25 protein-coding genes and 3 tRNA genes are annotated in these 25,044 nt (G+C 67.8%); 12 read left to right on the plus strand and 16 right to left on the minus strand.

Annotated elements, in window-relative coordinates; all coding sequences use genetic code 11:
- Position 1 precedes the first annotated feature (1 nt).
- The 3 genes from AWC18_RS07095 (at position 2) to AWC18_RS07105 (ending at position 2,938) form a co-directional block, all read left to right on the plus strand.
- A complete protein-coding gene (locus tag AWC18_RS07095) occupies positions 2-910 on the plus strand; it encodes an alpha/beta fold hydrolase (RefSeq protein ID WP_272937687.1) in 909 nt (302 codons plus the stop codon).
- Positions 911-1,026: 116 nt separating this feature from the next.
- Positions 1,027-1,890, plus strand: a complete 864-nt coding sequence (locus AWC18_RS07100) for a cyclopropane mycolic acid synthase family methyltransferase (protein WP_085138226.1) — start codon at positions 1,027-1,029, stop codon at positions 1,888-1,890.
- Positions 1,891-2,047: 157 nt separating this feature from the next.
- Positions 2,048-2,938 (plus strand): cyclopropane mycolic acid synthase family methyltransferase, encoded by an 891-nt coding sequence (locus AWC18_RS07105; RefSeq protein ID WP_085138267.1) that lies wholly within the window; start codon positions 2,048-2,050, stop codon positions 2,936-2,938.
- Positions 2,939-2,998: 60 nt separating this feature from the next.
- Here the strand turns inward: AWC18_RS07105 and rplA are convergent, their stop codons facing one another.
- From rplA to AWC18_RS07160, 11 genes are all read right to left on the minus strand, one after another.
- On the minus strand, positions 2,999-3,706 hold the full coding sequence (gene rplA / locus AWC18_RS07110; protein ID WP_085138227.1) for a 50S ribosomal protein L1: 708 nt from the start codon (positions 3,704-3,706) through the stop codon (positions 2,999-3,001).
- 71 nt (positions 3,707-3,777) lie between these two features.
- Positions 3,778-4,206, minus strand: coding sequence for a 50S ribosomal protein L11 (rplK, locus tag AWC18_RS07115; protein WP_046285412.1), 429 nt, complete (start codon positions 4,204-4,206; stop codon positions 3,778-3,780).
- Between the two features lie 25 nt (positions 4,207-4,231).
- The gene (gene nusG / locus AWC18_RS07120; RefSeq protein ID WP_085138228.1) at positions 4,232-5,020 is read right to left on the minus strand and encodes a transcription termination/antitermination protein NusG; all 789 of its coding nucleotides are present in this window, start codon (positions 5,018-5,020) and stop codon (positions 4,232-4,234) included.
- Positions 5,021-5,043: 23 nt separating this feature from the next.
- Positions 5,044-5,496 carry a preprotein translocase subunit SecE gene (gene secE / locus AWC18_RS07125; RefSeq protein ID WP_085138229.1) on the minus strand — a complete coding sequence of 151 codons (453 nt, stop codon included), beginning with the start codon at positions 5,494-5,496 and terminating at the stop codon, positions 5,044-5,046.
- A 77-nt stretch (positions 5,497-5,573) separates the two neighbouring features.
- Positions 5,574-5,646, minus strand: a tRNA-Trp gene (locus tag AWC18_RS07130).
- A 159-nt stretch (positions 5,647-5,805) separates the two neighbouring features.
- The gene (gene hadC, locus AWC18_RS07135; RefSeq protein ID WP_085138230.1) at positions 5,806-6,306 is read right to left on the minus strand and encodes a (3R)-hydroxyacyl-ACP dehydratase subunit HadC; all 501 of its coding nucleotides are present in this window, start codon (positions 6,304-6,306) and stop codon (positions 5,806-5,808) included.
- A 14-nt stretch (positions 6,307-6,320) separates the two neighbouring features.
- Positions 6,321-6,749 carry a (3R)-hydroxyacyl-ACP dehydratase subunit HadB gene (gene hadB / locus AWC18_RS07140; protein WP_064997856.1) on the minus strand — a complete coding sequence of 143 codons (429 nt, stop codon included), beginning with the start codon at positions 6,747-6,749 and terminating at the stop codon, positions 6,321-6,323.
- The gene (gene hadA, locus AWC18_RS07145) at positions 6,736-7,212 is read right to left on the minus strand and encodes a (3R)-hydroxyacyl-ACP dehydratase subunit HadA (RefSeq protein ID WP_085138231.1); all 477 of its coding nucleotides are present in this window, start codon (positions 7,210-7,212) and stop codon (positions 6,736-6,738) included. Before hadA ends, hadB begins: the two co-directional genes overlap by 14 nt.
- 13 nt (positions 7,213-7,225) lie before the next feature.
- Entirely contained in the window at positions 7,226-7,393 is a 168-nt protein-coding gene (gene rpmG / locus AWC18_RS07150) for a 50S ribosomal protein L33 (protein WP_024440978.1), read from the minus strand.
- Positions 7,394-7,430: 37 nt separating this feature from the next.
- Positions 7,431-7,504 (minus strand) — tRNA-Met (locus AWC18_RS07155).
- Positions 7,505-7,543: 39 nt separating this feature from the next.
- Positions 7,544-7,616, minus strand: a tRNA-Thr gene (locus tag AWC18_RS07160).
- Positions 7,617-7,860: 244 nt separating this feature from the next.
- On the opposite strand from AWC18_RS07160, the gene AWC18_RS07165 reads away from it, so the two are divergent.
- Together AWC18_RS07165 and AWC18_RS07170 are read left to right on the plus strand one after the other, a co-directional pair.
- A complete protein-coding gene (locus tag AWC18_RS07165) occupies positions 7,861-8,577 on the plus strand; it encodes an MBL fold metallo-hydrolase (protein WP_064997854.1) in 717 nt (238 codons plus the stop codon).
- Positions 8,578-8,588: 11 nt separating this feature from the next.
- Complete coding sequence (locus AWC18_RS07170) at positions 8,589-9,422, plus strand: DUF8453 domain-containing protein (protein WP_085138232.1); 834 nt, start codon at positions 8,589-8,591, stop codon at positions 9,420-9,422.
- 10 nt (positions 9,423-9,432) lie between these two features.
- On the opposite strand, the gene AWC18_RS07175 is transcribed toward AWC18_RS07170, so the two are convergent.
- A complete protein-coding gene (locus tag AWC18_RS07175) occupies positions 9,433-10,476 on the minus strand; it encodes a patatin-like phospholipase family protein (RefSeq protein WP_085138268.1) in 1,044 nt (347 codons plus the stop codon).
- Positions 10,477-10,487: 11 nt separating this feature from the next.
- Complete coding sequence (gene cynS, locus AWC18_RS07180; RefSeq protein WP_474627572.1) at positions 10,488-10,937, minus strand: cyanase; 450 nt, start codon at positions 10,935-10,937, stop codon at positions 10,488-10,490.
- Positions 10,938-11,006: 69 nt separating this feature from the next.
- On the opposite strand from cynS, the gene AWC18_RS07185 reads away from it, so the two are divergent.
- From AWC18_RS07185 to AWC18_RS07200, 4 genes are read left to right on the plus strand one after another with little or no spacing between them, the layout of a single operon-like run.
- Positions 11,007-11,519: a redoxin domain-containing protein gene (locus AWC18_RS07185; RefSeq protein WP_085138234.1), complete on the plus strand. Its 513-nt coding sequence runs from the start codon at positions 11,007-11,009 to the stop codon at positions 11,517-11,519.
- Positions 11,516-12,373 (plus strand): cytochrome c biogenesis CcdA family protein, encoded by an 858-nt coding sequence (locus tag AWC18_RS07190; RefSeq protein ID WP_085138235.1) that lies wholly within the window; start codon positions 11,516-11,518, stop codon positions 12,371-12,373. The genes AWC18_RS07185 and AWC18_RS07190 overlap by 4 nt, the downstream gene beginning before the upstream one ends.
- Before the next feature lie 48 nt (positions 12,374-12,421).
- Positions 12,422-12,937 carry a hypothetical protein gene (locus AWC18_RS07195; protein WP_085138236.1) on the plus strand — a complete coding sequence of 172 codons (516 nt, stop codon included), beginning with the start codon at positions 12,422-12,424 and terminating at the stop codon, positions 12,935-12,937.
- Positions 12,930-13,547 carry an RES family NAD+ phosphorylase gene (locus AWC18_RS07200; protein ID WP_085138237.1) on the plus strand — a complete coding sequence of 206 codons (618 nt, stop codon included), beginning with the start codon at positions 12,930-12,932 and terminating at the stop codon, positions 13,545-13,547. The genes AWC18_RS07195 and AWC18_RS07200 overlap by 8 nt, the downstream gene beginning before the upstream one ends.
- A 508-nt stretch (positions 13,548-14,055) precedes the next feature.
- On the opposite strand, the gene AWC18_RS07205 is transcribed toward AWC18_RS07200, so the two are convergent.
- The 3 genes from AWC18_RS07205 to AWC18_RS07215 form a co-directional block, all read right to left on the minus strand.
- Positions 14,056-15,177 carry a 6-phosphofructokinase gene (locus tag AWC18_RS07205; RefSeq protein ID WP_085138238.1) on the minus strand — a complete coding sequence of 374 codons (1,122 nt, stop codon included), beginning with the start codon at positions 15,175-15,177 and terminating at the stop codon, positions 14,056-14,058.
- A gap of 75 nt (positions 15,178-15,252) precedes the next feature.
- Positions 15,253-16,107 (minus strand): cytochrome c biogenesis CcdA family protein, encoded by an 855-nt coding sequence (locus AWC18_RS07210; protein ID WP_085138239.1) that lies wholly within the window; start codon positions 16,105-16,107, stop codon positions 15,253-15,255.
- The gene (locus AWC18_RS07215) at positions 16,108-16,593 is read right to left on the minus strand and encodes a protein disulfide oxidoreductase (RefSeq protein WP_085138269.1); all 486 of its coding nucleotides are present in this window, start codon (positions 16,591-16,593) and stop codon (positions 16,108-16,110) included.
- Between the two features lie 96 nt (positions 16,594-16,689).
- Here AWC18_RS07215 and recC point away from each other — a divergent pair, with 96 nt between their 5' ends.
- The 3 genes from recC to recD are packed head-to-tail and all read left to right on the plus strand — an operon-like array spanning position 16,690 to position 25,018.
- Positions 16,690-19,989 carry an exodeoxyribonuclease V subunit gamma gene (recC, locus tag AWC18_RS07220; RefSeq protein WP_085138271.1) on the plus strand — a complete coding sequence of 1,100 codons (3,300 nt, stop codon included), beginning with the start codon at positions 16,690-16,692 and terminating at the stop codon, positions 19,987-19,989.
- Complete coding sequence (gene recB / locus AWC18_RS07225; RefSeq protein ID WP_085138240.1) at positions 19,989-23,282, plus strand: exodeoxyribonuclease V subunit beta; 3,294 nt, start codon at positions 19,989-19,991, stop codon at positions 23,280-23,282. Before recC ends, recB begins: the two co-directional genes overlap by 1 nt.
- Positions 23,279-25,018, plus strand: coding sequence for an exodeoxyribonuclease V subunit alpha (gene recD / locus AWC18_RS07230; protein WP_109560010.1), 1,740 nt, complete (start codon positions 23,279-23,281; stop codon positions 25,016-25,018). Before recB ends, recD begins: the two co-directional genes overlap by 4 nt.
- Positions 25,019-25,044 lie beyond the last annotated feature (26 nt).

Here is a 25,044-nt window from a genome sequence, read left to right on the forward strand (position 1 = left end):
CGTGGTGGAGATACGCAGTGGCACGGCCCGCTCAGGCGATCTGGAGATCTTCTACGAAGACATGGGCAGCCCCGGGGATCCGGCCGTGCTGCTGGTGATGGGGCTGGGCGCGCAGCTGCTGCTGTGGCGTACCGGGTTCTGCGAGAAGCTGGTCGCCCAGGGGTTGCGGGTGATCCGCTTCGACAACCGCGACGTCGGCCTGTCCAGCAAGCTGGGCCGCGAACATGCCCGTGGCGCACTGGTGCCCCGGATGGCGCGATTCTGGCTGGGCAAGCCCAGCCCGGCGGTCTACTCCCTGGAGGACATGGCCGACGACGCCGCCGCGCTGCTGGATCACTTGGGCATCAAGCAGGCGCACGTGGTGGGCGCATCGATGGGCGGCATGATCGCGCAGGTGTTCGCCGCCCGGTTCGCACACCGGACCCGCTCGCTGGCCGTCATCTTCTCCAGCACCAACCAGCGTTTCCTGCCGCCACCCGCTCCCCGGGCGCTGATGGCGCTGCTGACCGGGCCGTCACCGGATTCCCCCCGCAAGGTGATCATCGACAACGCGGTGCGGGCCAGCCGAATCATCGGCAGTCCGCGCTACCCGACGCCGGAAGAACAACTCCGGGCCAACATCATCGAGGCCTACGAACGCAGCTACTACCCGTGGGGCGTCGCTCGGCAGTTCGGCGCCATCCTGGCCACCGGCAGCCTGACCGCCTATGACCAGCTGATCGCCACGCCCACGGTGGTCATCCACGGCCTGGCCGACAAGTTGATGCGGCCCGCGGGCGGACGGGCGGTCGCCAGTGCCATCGATCGCGCCCGACTGGTGCTCTTCGACGGCATGGGCCACGACCTGCCCGAAGAATTGTGGGATCCGGTGATCAGCGAGCTGACCACTACGTTCGCCACCGGCAGTTAGCTCTCGGGTGGTTTTGCAGCGGCCAAAGCCACACCGAAGTGCTTATAACAGTCCGACAACGGTAGTCTGTGCACACTCTCTCCCCCCTTTCGAGAAGATCGCGAGCAAACTGAGCCATGCCAAAATTGGAACCGAAGTACGAGGAACTGCAGTCGATCTACGACATCTCCAATGAGTTCTACGAGCTGTTCCTGGGTCCGACGATGGGCTACACCTGCGGGTTTTACCCGCACAAGGACACCACCTGCGACGAGGCGCAGATCGCCAAGTTCGACCTGGCACTGGGCAAGCTGGGCCTGGAGCCCGGCATGACGCTGCTGGACATCGGCTGCGGTTGGGGGGCCTGCATGCAGCGGGCGGTGGAGAAGTACGATGTCAACGTCATCGGCCTCACGCTCAGTGGTGAGCAGCGCGAGTACGCCATCGACAAGCTGTCCAAGCTGGACACCAACCGCAACATCGAGGTGCGGCTGCAGGGCTGGGAGGAGTTCACCGACAAGGTGGACCGGATCGTGTCGATCGGCGCGTTCGAGCACTTCGGCCGCGACCGCTGGCCGGCTTTCTTCGAGACCGCTTACAACGCGCTGCCCGAAGACGGTCGGATGCTGCTGCACACCATCACCGCGATCAGCGGTCAGGACGAGGCGCAGGCCAAGGGCATTCCGATGACCATGTCGCTGGCCAAGTTCACGCTGTTCATCATGCGGGAGATCTTCCCCGGCGGGCAGCTTCCGTCGGCCTGGTTGCCCCGCAAGTTCGCCGCCGAGGCCGGTTTCACCGTGACTCGCGACGACGAGATCGGTTTCCACTACGCACGCACCCTGCAGGACTGGGCGGCAATGTTGGCGGCCAACAAGGAGCGGGCGATCGAGGTGCAGGGCCAGGAGGCCTACGACCGCTTCGACAAGTACCTCAACGGCTGCGTGGAACTGTTCCAGAACGGAAACACCAGCGTCCACCAGTACACCCTGCAGAAATAGTGAGGATCGGCCTGCCGCGGGTTTCCGGCTTGGCTAAATTTCACGTCAACCGTTTCACCCTCGACCCGCTAAGCTGCAACAGTTGACCGGCACGGACAACGAGGCGGTTTCCCCGTCCGGTCACAGCGGGTTTCATCAGGAAGGCAATCAGTCACAGATGGTGGACAAATCGACCCGGACCGCAGATATGCGGCCGAAATTCGAGAACATTCAGGCCCACTACGACCTGTCCGATGACTTCTTCGCGCTGTTCCAAGACCCGTCTCGCATGTACAGCTGCGCGTATTTCGAGACGCCGGACGCCACCTTGGAAGAAGCTCAACTCGCCAAGCTGGATCTCAATCTCGACAAACTGGACCTGCGGCCGGGCATGACGCTGCTGGACATCGGGTGCGGCTGGGGTGCGACCATGAAGCGCGCCGTCGAGAAGTACGACGTCAACGTCATCGGCCTGACCCTGTCGAAGAACCAGCACGCCTACTCGCAGGCCCTGCTGGACGGCCTCGACACCGACCGAACGCGGCGGGTGCTGCTGCAGGGCTGGGAGCAGTTCCACGAGCCGGTGGACCGGATCGTGTCGATCGAGGCGTTCGAGCACTTCGGTTTCGAGAACTACGACGACTTCTTCAAGAACAGCTACGACATCCTGCCCGAAGACGGCCGGATGACGATCCAGAGCAGCGTGAGCTTCCACCCCTATGAGCTCAATGCCCGCGGCAAGAAGCTGACGTTCGAGACGGCGCGGTTCATCAAGTTCATCCTGACCGAGATCTTCCCGGGGGGCCGGCTGCCCACCACCAAGATGATGGTGGAGCACGGCGAAAAGGCCGGTTTCATTGTGCCCGAGGCGCTTTCGCTGCGGCCGCACTACATCAAGACGCTCAAGCTCTGGGGCGACGCTCTGGAGGCCAACCACGACCAGGCCGTCGAGATCCAGTCCGAAGAGGTCTACGAGCGGTACATGAAGTACCTGCGCGGCTGCGAGTACTACTTCACCGACGAGTCGCTCGACGTCAGCCTGGTGACCTACACCAAGCAACCCGTCTGACCCGATCACAACGAAAAGCCCCCGCACGCTGACGCGTGACGGGGGCTTTTCGCGTATGCGCTATTCGGCCGCGAAGTTACGGGTGACGGCCGGGTCCACCGGGATGCCGGGGCCGGTCGTCGTCGAGATGGTGACCTTCTTGAGGTAACGGCCCTTGGACGACGACGGCTTGAGCCGCAGCACCTCGTCGAGGGCGGCGCCGTAGTTCTCCGCCAGCTTGGTCTCGTCGAACGAGGCCTTGCCGATCACGAAGTGCAGGTTGGCCTGCTTGTCGACACGGAAGTTGATCTTGCCGCCCTTGATGTCGGCGACGGCCTTGGCGACGTCGGGGGTGACGGTGCCGGTCTTGGGGTTGGGCATCAGACCACGCGGGCCCAGCACGCGGGCGATACGACCCACCTTGGCCATCTGGTCCGGGGTGGCGATCGCGGCGTCGAAGTCGAGGAATCCGCCCTGGATCTTCTCGATCAGGTCGTCACTGCCGACCACGTCAGCGCCGGCGGCCACGGCCTGCTCGGCCTTCTCGCCGACCGCGAACACCGCCACGCGGGCGGTCTTACCGGTGCCGTGCGGCAGGTTGACGGTGCCGCGGACCATCTGGTCGGCCTTGCGGGGGTCGACACCGAGGCGGATGGCGACCTCGACGGTGGCGTCCTGCTTGGTCGAGGACGTCTCCTTGGCGAGCTTGGCCGCCTGCAGCGGGGTGTAGAGGTTGTCGCGGTCCACCTTCTCGGCGGCGGCGCGGTATGCCTTGCTGTTCTTGCTCATTGGTTATCCAATCTCAGTGGTTGGTTGTGGTGACGTCGGGCCGAAGCTGGCCCTCCCACGGGTTACTGCTACTACTCGACGGTGATGCCCATGGAGCGGGCGGTACCGGCGATGATCTTGGCGCCGGCCTCGATGTCGTTGGCGTTGAGGTCGGCCTTCTTGGTCTCGGCGATCTCGCGCACCTGGTCCCAGGTCACCTTGGCGACCTTGGTCTTGTGCGGCTCGGCCGAACCCTTGGCGATACCGGCGGCCTTGAGCAACATCCGTGCCGCGGGCGGGGTCTTGAGTGCAAAGGTGAAGCTGCGGTCCTCGTAGACGGTGATCTCCACGGGGATGACGTTGCCGCGCTGGCCTTCTGTCGCAGCGTTGTACGCCTTGCAGAACTCCATGATGTTCACGCCGTGCTGACCAAGTGCGGGTCCGACCGGCGGCGCGGGGTTGGCCTCGCCCGCCTTGATCTGAAGCTTGATCAGCCCGGCGACCTTCTTCTTCGGGGCCATGAGAGGGTGTTTCCTTTCCTACGTACTAAATCTTGGAGACCTGGTTAAAGGCCAGTTCCACGGGTGTCTCGCGCCCGAAGATGGACACCAGCACCTTGAGCTTCTGCTGCTCGGCGTTGACCTCGCTGATCGAGGCGGGCAGCGTGGCGAACGGGCCGTCCATGACGGTCACCGACTCGCCGACCTCGTAGTCGACCTCGATGACCGGCCGCTCCAGACCGCCCTCGTTGGCGGCCGCCGCGGCGCTCGCCGTGCCCCGCGCCTGCTTCTTCGCCGCACCTTGGGGCAGCAGGAACTTGACCACGTCGTCCAGTGGCAGCGAGGTGGGCCGCGACGTGGCGCCGACGAACCCGGTGACGCCCGGGGTGTTGCGCACCGCGGACCAGGAGTCGTCGGTCAGGTCCATCCGAACCAGGATGTAGCCCGGCAGCACCTTGCGGTTGACCTGCTTGCGCTGGCCGTTCTTGATCTCGGTGACCTCTTCGGTGGGCACTTCCACCTGGAAGATGTAGTCGCCGACGTCGAGGTTCTGCACACGGGTCTCGAGGTTGGCCTTCACCTTGTTCTCGTACCCGGCGTAGGAGTGGATGACGTACCAGTCGCCCGGCTTGGAGCGCAGTTCGGCCTTCAGCGCCACCGCGGGGTCGAGTTCCTCGGCCGGCTCTTCCTGGGCCGCCTCAGCGGCCTCGGGTGCGTCAGCGTCCGGGGTGGTCTCGGCCTCCGCGGACTCGGTGGCCTCCACCGCGGAGTCCTCAGCGGCGTCCGCCACGTCGACCGGCTCGCCCGCGGGCGTGTCGCCGTCGAAGGTAGTCACGGTTGTCAGTCCTTCCTATAACTTCACTCGCCGAACACCAGCAGCACCAGCCGGGCGAATCCGTAGTCTGCCCCGGCGACCAAGGCCACCATGAAGACCAGGAACGCCAGCACCACCGCGGTGTAGGTGACCATCTGCTTGCGGTTCGGCCAGATCACCTTGCGAAGTTCGCCGACGACCTGCTTGAGGAAGTTCAATACAAAGACGAACGGGTTACGCGAAGGCCCTTCGGCCTTCTTCTTCGCCTTCTTCTTGGCCTTCTTGGCGTCCGCGGCGTCTTCCGCGTCCAATTCGGTAGCCGTCGACTCCACGTCTTCGGCGCCATCACCGGTGGCACGACGCCGCGAACGCTTGCCGGTGGGCCGCAGTGGTTCGCCGACCTGCCGGCTCACCACGGCGGTGCGACTGCTGCTGCCGGATTCGGCATCGCTATCGCCGTCGCCTGCGGCGTCGGGACGGTCGAGCTCGTCGGTCACCGCATGCTCCTTCGTTGTTCGCGCTTACCTCATTGCCGTATGGGCCATGGTGTCCAGTGTCCACCATGACACGTCTGCAGGGGCGACAGGACTTGAACCTGCAACCTGCGGTTTTGGAGACCGCTGCTCTGCCAGTTGAGCTACGCCCCTTCGCGGTTGGCGCACCAACCTGCGGGTTCGGAAGCTTTACCTGTGCGCCGTCTCCGGCTCACACAATTCGCGCGCCCCCCGTTCGCCTCACGGAAAGCGCGCTAATGCTGGGAAAACCCCGAAGTCCGAGTGTACCTCGCCGGTATGGCCAGTTACCAATCAGGCTGTTCGGACGACCTGACCGGATTCCGCGTCCCAGCGCAGATTGACCGAAGCGTCGCCGTCGTGACCCATCATCGTGGTGAACGCCTCCAGCACGGTGTCACCGTTATGGTCGGTCAAGATGTTGCGGGTTGTGACGATGTCGGCGCCGAACCGCTCAACCACCGAGGCGATCTCCATCCGGGCGTACAGCTTGTCGCCGGCCTTGATCGGCTTGAGGAACTTGAAGCCCTGGTCCACCTGGACCATCTGCATCGTGGTGTAGCCGGTGTCCACATGGCGGAAGAAGTCCGACTGCACCAGCTTGGCCAACGTCGCCACGAATGTCGGCGGCGCCGGAAGTGCGTCGTGGCCCAGCTCCGCAGCCTCCGCCTCGTCGTAGTAGGCGGGGTCCTCAGCCTTGACCGAACGAGCGAACTCGCGGATCTTTTCGCGGCCCACCACAAACGCTTCCGGGTACCGCCAGATCATCCCCCTGATGTCAGTTTTGATAGCCATAGCTGCGCTCTCCCCTAAGCCAGCTTGGCCGAAGCAACCGCCCGCCCGAAGATCTTCTTGCCACCGGTGGTGGCGGTCAGCGCAATGGTCACCGTCTTCGTCTCCGGGTCCACGGACTTCACCCGGCCGCTGAAGGTGATCTCGGCGCCCTTGCCGTCGTTGGGCACCGGCACCACAGAGGTGAAACGCACGTTGTACTCGGTCACCGCACCCGGGTCCCCCACCCAGGACGTGACGTAGCCGCCGCCGATACCCATGGTCAGCATCCCGTGGGCAATCGCGGTGTCCAGGCCCACCTGCTGGGCGATCTCGTCGTCCCAGTGGATCGGGTTCAGGTCGCCGGACACGCCGGCGTAGTTGACCAGGTCCTGCCGCGACAGCGGGATGACCCGCTCGGGCAGCTGATCGCCGACCTTGACCGAACTGAACTCACGCAGCGCCATCGGTGAAACCCTTATCTCCATCGCCGGCGCGACCCGCCAGCGTCGTATACGTCTTCTGCACGATCTCGCCGGCGTCATTGGTGACGACCTGCTTGGTCATGATGATGTCCGTACCATGCGCGCGACGGATCGACTCGACCGACACATCGCAGAACAGCCGGTCGCCCTCTTTGATCGGCTGAAGAAACTCCAGCCTCTGATCGACCTGGACGATCTGGGCATCAGAAACCGCGACGCCGCAGTATTCGAAGAAGCTCGAAATCGCCATGTGCCCGAAGACCGAGATGTAGGTCAGGGGGGCGACCAGGCCTTTGTAGCCGAGTTCAGCGGCCGCCCGAAGGTCAAAGCTCGCCGGATCGGTCGCCTTGACGGCACGTGCGTATTCGCGGATCTTCTCCCGGTCGACCTCGTAGAAGTCGGGATACCGATACTGCTTCCCAGCGAGACGGTCTGCCAACGACACGACTCGGCCTACCTTAGCGAGATTCGCGGTGCGACTCGTGCTTGCCGCAGTTGGGGCAGAATTTCTTCAGCTCCAGCCGGTCGGGGTCGTTACGGCGGTTCTTCTTGGTGATGTAGTTACGGTGCTTGCACACCTCACAGGCCAAGGTGATCTTCGGCCGCACATCAGTACTGGAGGCCACGTCTGTCGTCCTTCTTCACATGTCGTATTGCTTGCAGTAGCGGTGGGGAGGCTCGATCTCCCGACCTCACGATTATGAGTCGTGCGCTCTAACCAGCTGAGCTACACCGCCCCGATCGGCGCTAGTCGGCGCACCGACTGGCGTCCACCGAGCCCCCTAACGGAATCGAACCGTTGACCTTTTCCTTACCATGGAAACGCTCTGCCGACTGAGCTAAGGGGGCCTTCACCCGCAGCGACCCCTGTGGGCGCTGCAAGCCTGTAGAAGGTTACAACCTCGCCCACGAGGTCTCCAAACCGCGACGGCAGACCCCGACCTGAGACCGCAGGGCCCGATGAGGCTTCAGCGGCGCGCCCTCTTTGCGCGAGCAGACGCGTAGGCCCCCATTTTCACGCCGAAACGGGGGCCTTCGCGTCTGCTCGCGGCTTGGACGCGCCGGCAATCGGCGCTGCTCTAGGCTGGGGAGCGTGCCCGAATCCGACCGGCTGTATTTCCGCCAGCTGCTCTCCGGACGCGATTTCGCGGCCGGTGACCCGATGGCGGCCCAGATGCGCAACTTTGCCTACCTGATCGGCGACCGGCAGACCGGCGACGCCGTCGTGGTCGATCCGGCCTACGCCGCCGGCGATCTGCTCGACACGCTCGAGGCCGACGGCATGCACCTGTCCGGCGTCCTGGTCACCCATCACCACCCCGATCACGTCGGCGGCAAGATGATGGGCTTCGAACTCAAGGGCCTGGCCGAGCTGCTGGAACGAGTCAGCGTTCCGGTACACGTCAACACCCATGAAGCACAGTGGGTTTCGCGGGTCACCGAAATTCCGTTGACGGACCTGACCGCGCATGATCACGGCGACAAGGTCAGCGTCGGCGCCATCGACATCGAGCTGCTGCACACACCCGGCCACACCCCGGGCAGCCAGTGCTTCCTGCTGGACGGGCGGTTGGTCGCCGGCGACACCCTGTTCCTGGAGGGCTGCGGGCGAACCGATTTCCCGGGCGGCGACTCCGACGAGATGTACCGCAGCCTGCAGCAGTTGGCCGCACTGCCGGGCGACCCGACGGTGTTCCCCGGCCACTGGTATTCGGCCGACCCGAGCGCGGCACTTTCGGAAGTGAAGCGATCCAACTACGTATTCAGCGCCGGAAGTCTGGACAGGTGGCGCATGCTGATGGGCGGATGAGGGGATAGCTGATGGAATCAGTTGAGGACCGCTTGTACGACGTCGCGCACGCCGGTGCGGAGGCCTGGCTGGCCTGGGCGGCCTGGCTGGCCATCGCCATCACCGTGCTGGCGCTGTTCTATCTGCACCGTCAACTGCAGCGCAACCGTCGATTGGCCACCGAGCAGACCCGCCCGCACGTGGCGATGTTCATGGAGCCGCACGCCGCCGACTGGCACGTCATCGAGCTGGTGGTCCGCAACTTCGGCAAGACCGCCGCCTATGACATCCGGTTCTCCTTCGACCAGCCGCCGACCGTGGCCCGCTACGAGACCGCCTCGGACGGCTACGCGGACGTGGTCGCGCTGCAGCTGCCCGAAGAACTGACGGTGCTGGCGCCGAATCAGGAATGGCGAACGGTGTGGGACTCGGCGATCGACCGCGCCGAACTCGGTGAGGGCATCGAGTCGCGGTTCACCGGGACGATCAGCTACGCCGACAGCCCCGGCGAGCCGAAGGGCTGGTTCGGGCGGCGTGGCAAGCAGCCTCGCTACGAGAACAAAGTGGTCCTCGACTGGGGCGATCTGCCCCCGGTGCGCCGGGTCGAGTTGATGACGACGCACGACCTGGCCAAGCGCGAGAAGCAGAAGCTGGAGCTGCTGCGCAGTCTGCTCAGCTACTTCCACTACGCCAGCAAAGAGACCCGGCCTGATGTTTTCCGCGCCGAGATCGAGCGGATCAACGGCGCGGCCCGCGAGATCCAGGACCGGTTGCGGGGCCGCGAGCAGCTGGAGGCTTCGGGCAACACCGACATCACGGTGCGACTCGGCGACGCCAGCGCCGAGCTGGGCAAACACCGCAACTAAAGGCCCGGCGTCAGTCGCTGCCGGGGGTGTCCTCGGTGGGGTAGTGCGACGCCCGGAAACGTTGCAGGTAGGACTCCCAATCCCAGGTCGACAGAAACTCGTTCGCGGCGGTGTAGCCGTTGTCGTAGAGCTTTTCGAGCCGGTCTCGGGAGATGTCGAAGTCCAGCACGCTGACATCGGTGGAATGGACCCTGATGGCCCGCACACTGACCCACGGCTGGTTCAGGTAGGTCTGATCGTGCCCGACCAGCATGGTGCTGATCAGGTTCTCCAGCAGCAGCGACTGCCCGAACAATCGCAGCGGCCGTAACACCGGAACCATGGCGCCGATGCCGTCGGAGAGCTCCGGGACCACCGTGACGCCGAAGGTGGGCCACTGTGGTGGCCGGCCGTCGAGCCGGTCAAAGGTGTAGATCGGGAAGTTCGACAGCACCCCACCGTCTACCAGGGTGGATCGCAGCCCGCCGGCGCTGGTCAGCGTCACCGGTCGGTAGAAGAACGGCACCGCCATCGAGGCGCGCACCGCGTCGGCGACGGGCTGTTCGTCGGGATCGAGCCCGTACACCCGCCGGTAGTCCCACGGCAGCCGGACCAGCTGCCCGGTCGTCACGTCGGTCACCGTGACCACGGCGCGGTAGCGCCGCTCGGGCATCAGGTTGTCGGCCGGGTAGGCCAGATCTCCCCAGGTGCGCACGCCCAGGTTCGCCAGCTCCCCGCGGATCCACTCATGGGCGACGTCGCCGCGATAGAGGGCGCTGTCGCGCAGGAACCCCCACACCGGACCGACCAGGGGGATCGGCCCCGCGTCACGCCAGGTGTGCAGTGGTACCGACAGCGCCAGATCTTTGACCTGCGCCGCGGTCAACTGATCGCCCTGGGCGGCGGCCGCCAGGATCGTGCCCACCACCGAGCCGCCGGACACCCCGGAAATGCGCTGCACCGAGTAGCCGGCGTCCATCAAAGCGACCACCGCGCCGACCAGCCCGATGAAGCGCACTCCCCCGCCGGACAACACCAGATCGGCGGTCAGTGGCTGGGTGCTGCGCGCGGCCATCTCCAGGCTTCTCAGTCCGCTGAGTTCCATTCGTAGGGCAAGAACTTGCCGTCGAAGGTGATGACCACCCGGTCGCCGCCCGGGTGCGGCTTGCGCTCGAGGTTCAGGCTGAAGTTGATCGCGCTCATGATGCCGTCGCCGAACTGCTCGTGGATCAATTCCTTGATCGCCGGGCCGTAAACACCCACTGCTTCGTAGAGCCGATAGATGGTGGGGTCGGTGGGCGGCTGGGTGAGACCGCCGCGCACCGGGACCGCGGCCAGCACCGGCACCACCGCCGGGTCCAGCCCCAGCAGGCCCGCCAGCGTGGCGCCCAGCTCGGCGGGGATGGGGTGCTGGCCCAGCAGCGCCGAGGTGGTCCACACGACCGGCTTGCCGATCGCGTCGGCCAATTCCTGCCAGGTAAGTCCCTTGGCGAGGCGGGCGGCGATGATCTGCTCAGTTATCTGGCTACGGTTCATGGCTTCCAGCATGCCTGCCGTGCTCACTGTCCGAAACAGCGACGCAGGGGCGATGGCATACTCCCCGGTATGCCGCATGACAGGGCCGCTGGGCGTCGCCAATTGGCCGTACTGCTCATGGCGGTGGCAGCGATAGCCGTGTTGCTCTTCGGCTGTGGATCGCAGACCCAGGCCGAGGACACCCAACTTGATTTCGCCGGGCAAACGCTGGACGGCCGACCATTTTCCGGCGCAAGCCTTTTCGGCAGGCCGGCGGTGCTGTGGTTCTGGGCGCCCTGGTGCCCGCTGTGCCAACGGGATGCACCGATGGTCGCCCGACTGGCCGCCGCACACCCCAAGGTGACGTTCGTCGGCGTGGGTGCGCAGGACCGGTTGGACGCGTTGCGGGCGTTCGTCGCCAGGTACGGCGTTGACGAGTTCACCGAGTTGGCCGACACCGACGCCGCGATATGGGCCCGGTTCGGGGTGACACGGCAGCCCGCGTACGCCTTCATCAAGCCCGATGGGCGGGTCGAGGTGGTGACGGGTTCACTCGCCGAAGCCGAGCTCACCAGGCGGCTGCAGGCCCTGACGGGTTCGTGATCGACGCCGCCGCACTCGGTTTCGCCCTGGGTGCAGGGCTGGTGGCGGGGCTGAACCCGTGTGGGTTCGCTTTTCTTCCGGGCTATTTGGGGCTGGTGATTGCCGCCAGCCGAGACACCTCACGTCCGGTCGCGCTGGTGCGAGCCGCGGTGGCCACCGTGGTGATGGCTACCGGATTCCTGACGGTGTTCGCGATCTTCGGGTTGGCGGTCTCACCGTTGATCGCGTCGGCGCAGAGGTATCTGCCGTTCGCCACCGTGGTGGTCGGTGTGGCGCTGCTGGCGATGGGCGTCTGGCTGTTGGCCGGCCGCGAAATCTCACTGCTGCTGCCGAGCACGGGCGGCACGCCCACGGCACGGCTGAGCTCGATGTACGGCTACGGCGTCGGCTACGCCGTGGCGTCGCTGTCCTGCACCATCGCGCCGTTTCTGGCGGTGATCAGCACGACCTTCCGGCAGGGGTCGACGGTGGCCGGTGTGCTGGCGTTCATCGCCTACGCGGCGGGCATGAGCATCACCGTCGGCGTTGCGGCACTGGCGGTGGCGGTGGCGGGTTCGACTGCCGGTTCCGCGTTGCGACGGGTGCTGCCGTATGTGGGAAGCATCGCCGGGCTGATCGTGCTGGTGACCGGGTTGTATGTCAGCTATTACGGCTACTACGAAATCCGGTTGTACTTCGCCGGGGGCGACGCTGATGATCCGGTGGTCGGCGCGGTGGTTGCGGTGCAGTCGTGGGTGGCCGACCAGGTGGAGGCGTTGGGAGTGTGGCCGCTGCTGGGCGCGATCGGTGCGCTGACGGCCGGCGTGCTGGGCCGGCGCGCGCTGAGTCGCCGATCTGGGCCCGCTCCGGAATGATTGTTTCGATTGTTTCAATCCTGGGCAGCGGCGGGTAGTATTGGACGCATGCCCACCGCCGTCGCCCCGATCGCCCGTCAGGTCGCCGAACGCGCGCGCACCGACGCCGGGTTCGCCCTGGTCCTCGACGCACTTCTGGAAGCACCCACCGCACCCCAGGGCACGCTCGAACGCATCGCCGCCCACGCACTGAACGACCAGCGGCGCGCCGCCCTCGTCGATGACTTCGTCGCCGGGGCGCTGCCCACCCCGAAGGTCCAAGATCTACTGCGGCTGGGCACCCCGCAGGCGGTGCATCGACTGCGCAGCCGGGGCAAGATCATCGGCGCGGCCGTGGGAAACCAGACCTGGTTCCCGGCATGGCAATTCGAGGACGCCCGACTGCGCCCCGAACTGCCCGAGATCCTGGAGCTGCTGGGCCGATTCACCAGCGACCCGCTGGCCGCCGACCGCATCATGCGGCTCACCCATGCCGAATTGGGCGGAGTCTCGATCGCCGAGGCGCTGCGCCACAGCGAGACCGCGTCGGCTGCACGTCGACTGCTGACTTCGCTCGGTGCCTGACCTTCCCGCCGGCTATCGGGCGCCGCTGCCCGATGTCCGGCCCAGTGGACTGCGCCGCCGACGGATCCCCGCCGGAACACAGCTGTGGCGCCTGGATGCCGAGCAACCTGACCGGTGGGCCTGGGGCGGTTTCGACCGGCCGCGATATCGGTTCGATCCGCCGTCGGGGGCCTTCCGTACCCGTTACGCGGCAACCGATCTCGTCGGGGCGTTCCGGGAGCGCTACCGACTGACCGGGTTGATGATCCCCTCCGATCACGCCCGCCACCACTTGGTGCGACTGTCCGCGGCTCGACACCTGCGGGTGCTCGATCTGCGCACGGAGCGCAACCTGGATGCGCTCGGCGTCGACGACCAGATCAGCACCGGCCAGCATGAGATGGTGTGGGCCACCTGCCAACAGTTGGCAGACGCGGTGCGCCGCTGGTGGCCCGAGCCCGACGAGTGCCCGGATGCGATCGTCTACCGCTCACGCACCACCCCGGAGACGTCGGTCAACTACGCGTTCTTCGATGTTGGGGCGTTCACCGTTGAGCACTGGCCGCTGAGCGAACGCCCGGATATCACCGCGGATCTGGTGCTGCGGCACGGGTTTACCGTCACCTACTGAGGCCGCTGTACTTTTGGATAACCACACGCGCCCCACGCCTCACGAGTTCAGAGGATGTGCGCATGTGCCCGCCTCTGAGCGACAAACTCCGTTATGTCAACTGATGTTGGCGTGCTGGGGCCTCCGTCGGCGCCCAATTCCCGCCAAGCGCCACTTTCCGCTGAACCTTTCAAGTCCGGCCCAATATCCAGTCGAACCCTTTTCAGCCGGCCCAATTTCCCGCCGAACCCTTTCAGCAGGCCTAATTCCCCGCCATCCGCTTACCGCCGGTGCCCCGGTCCCGCCAGGCCCATTTCCCGCCAGGCCCATTTCCCGCCAGGCGCCTCCTGGAGGCTCTCGCCGGGCCCTCCCCCGGGACCCTTCTCGCCGGCGGCCCCTTTCACCGCCTGACATAACATCGCTTGTCGCTCAGAGGCGGGCACACACCACACCCCTACCTCCCCGTGACGCCTGAGACGGACGTGACTGCGCCCAATCCATGCCAGAGCCGCGCTACCGGGAAGCCGCCTCAGTCAGCCAGATCCTCATCCCCGAACCTGATTCCCAGGTCGCGGGCCGTCTGGATCGAGTCACAGTCCAGAGCAACGGTTTTCATCTGGCGAGTGGCCTCCGCCAACGGCACAAAATCGACCGTCGGCGGGTTGAGCGCCACCATCACCCCGTTGCGCCCCTCGTCCAGGGCCCGCACCGCAGCAGCGCCGAACCGCAGGCCCAGCAGCCGGTCCACCGACGTCGGCGAACCGCCACGCAACAGGTGCCCGAGCACCACGGCACGCGACTCGCGGCCGGTGAGCACCTCGAGTTCGGCGGCAACCTTGACGCCCACACCGCCCAGGCGTTCGGCCTGGCCCACCGCCTTGCCTGCGACCGTGAGCTCGCCGCCCACCGGCTTGGCGCCTTCCGCGACGCAGACAATCGAGTACGTCGAACCACGTTGTGCGCGTTCGTTGATCAACGCCGCCACCGGTTCGAGCCGGTACGGGATCTCCGGGAGCAGGATGGCATGCACCCCGGAGGCCAACCCGGCATGCAGCGCGATCCAGCCGGCATAGCGGCCCATCACCTCCACCACGATGATCCGGCTGTGCGAGGTCGCGGTGGAGAACAACCGATCGATGCACTCCGAGGCGAAGCCGACCGCACTGTCGAAGCCGAACGTCGCCGCGGTGCCCTCCAGATCGTTGTCGATGGTCTTGGGCACCCCCACCAGTCGCAGACCGGCTTTGTGCAGGTGATTGCCGATCGCCAGGGAGCCGTCGCCGCCGATCGTGATCAGCGCGTCGATCGAGTGCTCGGCGAAGCGCTCGAGCAGCTCGTCGGTGCGGTCCTGTTCGATCCACGTGCCGTCGGGCTGCTGCACCGGGTAGGCGGTCGGGTTGCCGCGGTTGGTGCTGCCCAAAATGGTGCCGCCCTGGTGGATGATGCCGCGCACCCGGTCACGGGTCAGCTCGATCAGCCCGCCGCCGGGATAGTCCTCGCCCCGCAACAGACCGTTGTAGCCGTCGCGGATCCCGACCACATCCCAGCCCCGGCGCCGGGCGGCCAGGGTGGCGGCGTAGATGACGGCGTTCAGGCCGGGCGCATCACCGCCACCGGTGCTGATCGCGATGCGCTTGATGCCCGCCGTCACTCCCGGACCTCCGGCACCGCGCTCTCAACAGGGACCTCACTGCGGTTGCAATTGGCGGCTTTCACAATTTCAAGACTACGAGGGCGCCCGGTCGGTGTCGCGTCGACGAGCCAGGCGAAGAGCCCGCAGCAGGGCGCCCAGCAGCAGAAACAGCAACACCACCAGCCATGGCCAGGCGCCGTGCTGATGCACCCACCCGGCGAGCGTCCCCTGTAACCGTCCCGCCGCGGCCAGCACCGGATCATCCGGGCTGACGTCGCCGGCGAACAGGCGGACCTCGTAGTAGCCGTAGTAGCCGACATAGAGTCCGACAGCCAGCAGCAGCGCACCGCTGATCCGGCTGGCGTAGCGGGTGATTCGCCGGATCTTGTCGATCAGCGCGGAACGCGCCAACGCGACCGCGATCGCCAGCACCCCGACCAGTAGCCCGAACCCGGCCGCATACGCCAGATAGACCGTCACCGCCTCGCGGCCACCGCCCAATGCCGCCCCGGTGACCGCCAGAAACGGGCCGATCGTGCAGCCCAGTGACGCGCACGCGTAGCCCACCCCGTAGCCGAGCATCGACCCGATCCGAGCGGTGGGCGCCCACCGTCCGCCGAACGTCGCAACCGCCAGCCGCCGACCCGCCAGCAGCCAAACACCCAGGACGACCAGCACGATGCCGATCACCACCGTGGCATACGGCAGGTAGCGCTGCACCCGTGTCGCCACCGTGATGGTGAGCAGCCCGAATGCGCCGAAAACCGCCAGAAAGCCCACGGTCATCGCAGCGGTGGCCGCCAACGCCCGGCCCACCGCGTCCCACCCGCCGGTCCGCTCACCGCGCACCACCAATGCCAGGTAGGCGGGCAGCAGCGCGAACCCACACGGATTCAGGGCCGCCACCAGCCCTGCAGCGAAGGCCAGCGCCGGCAGATTCTGGTTCACCTACGTCAGCGCCGCGACGCGGTCGGACAGCTCCTGCTGCGACATCGCCGACGTCGGGTTGTTCACGAATGTCGACGTGCCATCGGAGCGCTCGAAAACGTAGGCGGGCTGCCACGGCACCCCGAAGCGCGTCCAGATGGAACCGTCGGCGTCGTTGAGGTTGGCGAAGTTCAGGTGGTACTTGGCCGCGAAGGCGCGCATCGACGCCACATCCGAGCGTCCCGCCACCCCGATGAACGTCACCCGGGGGTTGGCGGCCGCGACCTGGCTGACCGACGGCGCCTCGGCGTTGCAGAACGGGCAGCTCGGCTGCCAGAACCACAGCACCGCGGGCTTGCCCTGCAGGCTGGCGCCGTTGAACGGGGTCCCGTCGATGGTGGTGGCGGTGAACTGCAATCGGTCATCGGCGGCGGTGGCGGCCGGCGGGCAGCCCAGCCCGACGACCAGCGCGGCGACGGCGGAAACGATCAGCGTGTAGATCCTCATATAAGGCACCACGATCACGACCGGCCAATGGTTCACCCGCAGCCGGGGCGTGCGGCGCGCCGCCGGGTGTCGGTGCGGCGGTTTATGGTGGCCGCGATGGGACTGCACCTGCACCGCGCCGAGCGCACCGACGTCCTCGCCGACGGCCTCGGTGCGCTGCTGGCGACGCCGCCGGCCGACCCGTTCGCCCAGGAGCTGGTGCTGGTGCCCGCGCGCGGGGTCGAGCGCTGGCTCTCCCAGCGCCTGTCACACGTGCTGGGTGCCGGGCCCGACGGCGACGGGGTGTGCGCGGGTGTCCAGTTTCGCAACCCGACCTCGCTAATCGCCGAGATCACCGGAGCCGGCGACGACGATCCGTGGTCCCCGGACGCCATGACCTGGCCCCTGCTGGCGGTTATCGACGCGAATCTGGATGCGCCGTGGTGTGCCACGCTGGCAAAGCATTTGGGCCACGGCGACTCCACCCCCGAAGGGGAGCTGCGCCGCGGCCGGCGCTATGCGGTGGCACGCCGGCTGGCCGGACTGTTCGCCTCATACGCCCGCCAGCGTCCGCAGCTGCTCGTCGACTGGGGCGCCGGGCAGGCCACCGACGGCGCCGGCGGGCCGTTGCACGACGACTTGGCCTGGCAGCCCCCGCTGTGGCGGGCGCTGGTGGCCGCCATCGGAATCGATCCCCCGCACATCCGGCATCGCGAGACCCTCACGCGGCTGCGCCAGGCACCGACCGAGACCCTGCCGGCCCGGCTGTCGTTGTTCGGGCACACCCGGTTGGCGTGCACCGACATCGAGTTGCTGCAGGCGCTGGCCACCCATCACGACCTGCACCTGTGGCTGCCGCACCCCTCCGATGCGCTGTGGCACGCACTTAGTGACGTGCACGGCGCCGTCGCGCGTGCCGACGACCAAACCCGGCATCGCGCCCACCACCCCCTACTGGAAACCCTCGGTCGCGACCTTCGTGAGCTGCAGCGCGGCCTGCCCGCCGCGCCCGACAGCGATGAATACCTGGGCGCCGCAATGCGACCGGACACACTCTTGGGCTGGCTGCAGTCCGATCTGAGCGCCAATGCGCTGCGCCCCGACGGCCGCCGCCACACCCCAGCCGACCGCTCGGTACAGGTGCACAGTTGCCACAGCCCGGCCCGTCAAGTCGACGTCCTGCGCGAAGTCCTACTCGGCCTGCTGCACGACGATCCGACGCTGGAGCCCCGCGACATCGTGGTGATGTGCCCCGACATCGAGACCTATGCGCCGTTGATCGTCGCCGACTTCGGTCTGGGCGAGCTGGTCGGCGACACCCACCCCGCGCACCGGTTGCGGGTGCAGCTCGCCGACCGGGCACTGACCCAGACCAATCCGCTGCTGGCCGTGGCCGCCGAGCTGCTCGAGATCGCCGACAGCCGCGCCACCGCCACCGCCGTGCTCAACCTCGCCCACGCCGACCCGGTGCGGGCGCGGTTCGGCTTCACCGACAACGATCTGGACCAGATCACCACCTGGGTGCGTACCGCCAACATCCGCTGGGGCTTTGATCCGCACACCCGTGAGCGCTACGGGCTGTCACACATCGTGCACAACACCTGGCGATTCGGCCTGGACCGCATCCTGACCGGCGTGGCGATGTCCGACGACTCGCAGGCCTGGCTGGACACCGCACTGCCCCTCGACGACGTCGGCAGCAGTCAGGTGGAGTTGGCCGGGAAACTCGCCGAGTTCGTGGCGCGCTTGCAGTCGGCGGTCGAGACGTTGGAGGGCACCCGGCCACTAGAGGAGTGGATCACCGCGTTGCGCGAGGGAGTCGCTGAGCTGGCCGATCCCGGCAGTGAGGCCTGGCAGAGCGCGCATCTGCAGCGGGAGCTGGCGCAGGTGCTCGACGACGCCGGGATGCGCCGCGGTACCGCACTGCGACTGCCCGATGTGCGCGTGCTGATGGCCGGGCATCTGGCCGGGCGCCCAACCCGCGCCAACTTCCGCACCGGCACGCTGACGGTGTGCACCATGGTGCCGATGCGGTCGGTGCCGCACCGGGTGGTGTGCCTGCTCGGTGTCGACGACGGGGTGTTCCCGCGCCTGGACCTGCCCGACGGCGACGACGTGCTGGCGCGGCGACCGATGACCGGTGAGCGTGACATCCGTTCGGAGGACCGCCAATTGCTGCTGGATGCGATCACCGCCGCCACCGACAAGCTGGTGATCACCTACACCGGCGCCGATGAACACAGCGGCCACCCCCGCCCGCCCGCCGTCCCGCTGGCCGAGTTGATCGACACTTTGGACCAGACCACACCCGAACCGGTACGTGAGCACCTGGTCGTGGAGCATCCGCTGCAGCCGTTTGACGTCAAGAACGTCGAACCTGGCCGGCTGATCCCCGAGGTGCCGTTCACCTTCGACCCGACGGTGCCGCTGGCCGCCCGAACGGCCGCCGGAACCCGCCGCGCCGCAACGCGGTTCATCACCGACTCGCTGCCCGCACCGCCGCCGGAAGACGTTTCACTCGTCGACCTGCTGAAATTCCTCAAGGACCCGGTCAAGGGTTTTTTCAGTGCGCTGAACTACACGCTGCCGTGGGAGGTCGACGAGGTCGAGGACGGCATGCCCGTCGAGATCGACGCGCTGGGCGAATGGGCGGTCGGCAATCGGATGCTGCACGACATGCTGCTGGGCGCCGATCCGGCCAACGCCATAGCAGCCGAGTGGCGCCGCGGAAGCCTGCCGCCCGGCCAATTGGGTTGGCGCACCGCCAAACAGATCCGCGACCGCGTCGTTCAGTTGGCGGCCGCGGCGCTCGAATATCGCCACGGTGCGCCGTCGACCTACGACATCGATCTGGATCTCGGCGGCGGGCGCCGGCTGACCGGCACCGTCACCCCGGTCTTCGACACCACCACGGTGTCGGTCAACTACTCCAAACTGCGGGACACCCACTTGTTGCAGGCCTGGATCCCGCTGGTGGCGCTGGCTGCTCAGCGTCCGGGTGTCGAATGGACCGCGCGCTGCATCGGCCGGGACCGTGGCGGCGAACGTGCCCTGCAGCGGGTGCTCGAAGCGCCGCCCAAGCCGATCGACATCCTGCGGGAGCTGGTGTGGCTCTACGACATCGGCCGCTGCGAGCCACTGCCGCTGCCGATCAAGACCTCGTTCGCGTGGGCCGAGAAACGCCACGCCGGCCGCGACCCGGTGTCGTACGCGAGCAGTAAATGGACCACCAATCGCTACCCCGCCGAGGACGCCGAGCCCGCCAGTGTTCGGGTGTGGGGCCCGCGCGCACCGTTCGACGTGCTGCTGGGCCCGCCACGTCCGGGTGAGGAGATCGATGGTGAGGACACCCGACTGGGCGCGCTGGCGGCCCGGTTGTGGCTACCGCTGCTGCGCGCGGAACGGCGGGTGCGCTGATGGAACGCTTCAATCTGCTGGGCCCGCTGCCGGCCCGTGGCACCACCACGGTGCTGGAGGCCAGCGCCGGCACCGGTAAGACATTCACGCTGGCCGGTCTGGTGACCCGCTATCTGGCGGAGGGCGACGCCAAGCTGGACGAGATGCTGCTGATCACGTTCAGCCGCGCGGCCACCCGGGAGCTGCGGGACCGGGTGCGTCGCCAACTGGTGGAGACGTTGGCCGCCCTCGACGGCACCGGCACGCAGCAGCCCAATGAGCTGGTCGAGCATCTGTGCAGCGGCAGCGCCGAGGATCGGCAGCAGCGCCGGCGCCGGCTGCGTGACGCGCTGGCCGGTTTCGACGCGGCGACCATCGCCACCACCCATCAGTTCTGTCATCTGGTGCTCAAGTCGCTGGGCATCGCCGGTGACACCGGCGTCGGTGTCGAGTTGGTGGAAAGCCTTGACGACCTGGTGGTCCGGGTCGTTGACGACCTGTACCTGGCGAAGTTCGGCGCGGAGCGCGACGAGGTGGCACTGAGTTATGCCGACGCGCTGAAACTCGCGCGGGAGGTGGTCGCCGACCCGTATGCCCAACTGCGCCCGCAGGATCCCGAACCCGACACGGTGGCCGAGGTGCGGCTGCGCTTCATCGACGCGGTCTGCACCGAGTTGGAGCTGCGCAAACGCCAGCTCGGGGTATTGGGGTACGACGACCTGCTGCGCCGGCTTGCCGGTGCGCTGGAGCCCGAGGATTCACCGGCCCGCAAACGGATGCGGCAACGCTGGCCGATCGTGATGGTCGACGAATTCCAGGACACCGACCCCATCCAGTGGCAGGTGATCGAACGCGGGTTCGTCGGGCATTCGGCGGTGGTGCTGATCGGCGACCCCAAGCAGGCGATCTACGGTTTCCGCGGCGGCGACATCTACACCTATCTGCAGGCGGCGCGCACCGCCGGGCAGCAGCGCACCCTGGCGGTCAACTGGCGCAGCGACTCGGCGCTGGTCGATGCGCTGCAGACGGTGATGGGCGGTGCGGCGCTGGGTGATCCGCAGATCGTCGTGCACGACGTCGAGGCCGCGGTCGCCGGAACGCGCCTGGCCGGGGCGCCCAGCACCGCGCCGTTTCGGCTGCGGGTGGTGGGCCGCGCGACCTTCGGCGTCGGCGCCGACCGTTACGTCCCGATGCCCAAGCTGCGCCGTCACATCCCCGACGATCTGGCCGCCGACGTCGCCGCGCTGTGGGCCAGCGGCGCGACCTTCGACGGCCGGCCGATCAGCCCGGGCGACGTGGCGGTGATCGTCGAGAACAGCAAGGACGCGACCGCCTGCCAAGAAGCCCTGCTGCGGGCCGGGATTCCGGCGGTGTTCACCGGCGACGCCGACGTGTTCGCCTCGGCGGCGGCCGCCGACTGGTTGTGTCTGCTGGAGGCGTTCGACGCCACGCATCGCAGCGGGCTGGTGCGCGCCGCCGCGGCCACGGTGTTCTTCGGCCACACCGCCGCCGCGCTGGCAGAGGGCGGGGATGCGTTGACCGACAAGGTCGCATCCACCTTGCGGGACTGGGCCGATGAGCTGCGGTTGTACGGACCGGCGGCAGTGTTCGAGGCGGCGCAATTGGCCGGTCTCAAGCGCCGACTGCTGGGCGAGTACGGCGGCGAGCGCACCCTGACCGATTTGGCGCATGTGGCGCAGCTGCTGCATGAGGTCGCGCACGCCGAGCGGCTGGGCCTGCCGGCGTTGCGGGATTGGTTGCGCCGCCAGTGCAGCGACAGAACCGGCGGTGGGCAGCACAATCGTCGGCTGGACTCCGACGCCGAAGCCGTGCAGATCCTGACGGTGTGGGGCTCCAAGGGTCTGCAGTTCCCGATCGTGTACCTGCCGTTCGCGTTCAACCGGCACATGTTCGACGACGTCGTCCCGCTCTACCACGACGATGACGGGGCCCGCTGCCGGCACGTCGGCGGGCCGGACAGTGCCGACCACTTCGAAGTGGAACGGCTGAGCCGAGCCGAGGCCTCCCGCAACGACATTCGGCTCGCCTACGTGGCGCTGACCCGCGCGCAGTCACAGGTGGTGGCGTGGTGGTCGGCGTCCTACGACGAACCCAACGGCGGCCTGTCCCGGCTGCTGCGGGGCCGCTGCCGCGGCGAGGCTCCGGTGCCGGATCGCTGCGAGCCCAAGCCGTCGGATGACGAGGCGCTGAGTTGTTTCCGGGAGTGGGAGGCCGCCGGCGGTCTGGTGATCGAGGAGTCGGTGATCGCCCCGCTGGCCCCGGTGGCCCCGGCACCAGCCCCGGATGACTTGCAGGCACGGCATTTCCACCGGCACATCGATACCGGCTGGCGGCGCACCTCGTATTCGGGGCTGATCCGCCATGCCAGTGAGGTCGGCGCGGACGGGTCCGGGGTGCACAGCGAGCCGGAGCTGACCGCCCGCGACGACGAGGCCGACGACGTGCCGGTGGCGGTTGAGCCGCCGCCGGTCGGGGCGGATCTGGTCTCGCCGATGGCCGAGCTGCCCGCCGGGGCGGCGTTCGGCTCACTGGTGCATGCCGTGTTGGAGACGGCCGATCCGTTCGCCGCCGACTTGGCCGCCGAGCTGGAAGCCCAGGTACGCCTGCACGCCGCCTGGTGGTCGGTGGACGCCGAGCCTGCCGCGCTGGCCGCGGCGCTGGTGCCCCTGCACGATACCCCGCTGGGTCCACTGGCCGGCGGGCTGACGCTGCGCGACATCGGCACCCGGGACCGGTTGCGGGAACTGGATTTCGAGATACCGCTGGCCGGCGGGGATGTTCGCGACGCGGCGGCCGACGTGCGCCTGGCCGAGGTCGGGACGCTGCTGCGCGAGCACCTGCCCGCCGATGATCCATTCGCCCCGTACGCCGACCGGCTGGCCACCGAGGCGCTGGGCGGCCAGCCGCTGCGCGGCTATCTGTCCGGGTCGATCGATGTGGTGCTGCGGGTGCCCGAGCAGCGCTTCCTGGTGGTCGACTACAAGACCAACCGGCTCGGCGACACCGCCGCCGACTACGGCTTCGACCGGTTGACCGCGGCCATGCTGCATTCGGACTATCCGCTGCAGGCGCTGCTGTATACCGCGGTGCTGCACCGCTTCCTGCGGTGGCGGCTGCCCGGCTATGACCCCGAGCAGCATCTGGGCGGGGTGCTGTATCTGTTCGTGCGCGGCATGTGCGGACCGGACACCCCGGTCATCGACGGGCACCGTGCCGGGGTGTTCGACTGGAAGCCGCCGACGGCACTGGTGGTGGCGTTGTCGGACCTGTTGCACGCAAGGCGGGCGGCATGAGCGAGTTGTTGGAGTGGCGGGTGGCCACCGGTGCCACCGGTCTGCTGCGGGAGTTCAACCTGGCGGGCGTGCTCGATGCCGCCGATGTCCATGCCGCCCAACGCATCACCGCATTGGCTGGTGAACCCGACGAGACGGTGGGCTTGGCGCTGGCACTGACGGTGCGCGCACTGCGGCACGGGTCGGTGTGTCTGGACCTGTCGACGGTGGCCGCCGACACCGACGGCGCGGAGGTGTCCTGGCCGGAGCCGCAGGCGTGGCTGACCGCGGTGCGCGACAGTCGCCTCGTGCAGGCGCAGGTGTTGCGGCTCTATGACGGCCGGCTGCTCTACCTCGACCGGTATTGGCGTGAGGAGGAGCAGGTCTGCACCGACCTGCTGGCGTTGTCGGCGCCCGGGACGGTACCGGCGCAGTTGCCCGCCTTTGAGCGACTCTTCCCGCCCGGCAAGTTCGATGAGCAGCGTGCGGCCGCCGAAATCGCGCTGTCGCAGCCGGTCACGGTGCTCACCGGTGGACCGGGAACCGGCAAGACCACCACGGTGGCGCGACTGTTGGCGCTGTTGGCCGAGCACGCCGAGCAGTCCGGGACGCCCCGGCTGCGGATCGCGTTGGCCGCCCCGACCGGTAAGGCCGCAGCCCGGCTGACCGAGGCGGTCGCCGCGGAGGTGGCCGCGCTGGATCCGGTGGATCAGACGCGACTGGCCGGGCTGGGTGCCACCACGTTGCACACCCTGCTGGGTTCGCGGCCGGACAGCTCGGTGCGGTTCCGCCACAACCGGGCCAACCGGCTGCCGCACGATGCGATCGTCGTCGACGAAACCTCGATGGTGTCGCTGACGCTGATGGCCCGGCTGCTGGAGGCGATGCGCCCGGATGCCCGGCTGATTCTGGTGGGCGACGCCGATCAGTTGGCCTCGGTGGAAGCCGGCGCTGTGCTGGCCGATCTGGTGGACGGGCTGGCGGCGCGGCCGGACACCCGGGTGGCGACGCTGCGGACCTCGCACCGGTTCGGGGAGTCGATCGGCGCGCTGGCGGTGGCGATCCGTGACGGCGACGCCGATACGGCGATCGCCCTGCTGACTGCCGGCGGCGAGCACGTGGAGTGGATCGATACCGACCACGCACCGGACGTGGCCGAGCGGTTGGCGGCTCTGGTGGTGCCGCATGCCTTGGCGGTGCGTCAGGCCGCCCTGCTCGGTGATGCCGCTGTGGCGGTGGCGACGTTGGACGAGCACCGGTTGTTGTGTGCGCACCGAGAGGGCCTGCACGGGGTGCGGCACTGGAATCAGCAGATCCGCCGCCTGGTGGCCGAGCAGACCGGTGACCCGATGTGGACCGAGTGGTATGCCGGACGACCGTTGCTGGTGACCGCCAACGACTACGGGCTCGGGCTGCGCAACGGGGACACCGGGGCCGTCGTGGTGCGCAACGAGGGGCTGCGCGCGGTGATCTCGACGGCGTCCGGGCCGCTGGAGTTCGCCACCAGCCGGCTGGCCGAGGTCGAGACCATGTATGCGATGACGATCCACAAGAGCCAAGGCAGCCAGGCCGGGGAGGTGACGGTGCTGATGCCGCCGGTCGAGTCGCGGCTGTTGACCCGGGAGTTGTTCTACACCGCGGTGACCCGCGCCAAGACGAAGGTGCGGGTGGTGGGGTCGGAGGCCTCGGTGCGGGCCGCGCTGGGTCGCCGGGTGGTGCGGGCGTCCGGCCTGGCGCTGCGCCTGCGGGAGGCGTGAGGTTTCTCGGATCCCGAGCTGTCATA

Source organism: Mycolicibacter nonchromogenicus (assembly GCF_002101775.1).
Taxonomy (GTDB): Bacteria; Actinomycetota; Actinomycetes; order Mycobacteriales; family Mycobacteriaceae; genus Mycobacterium; species Mycobacterium nonchromogenicum.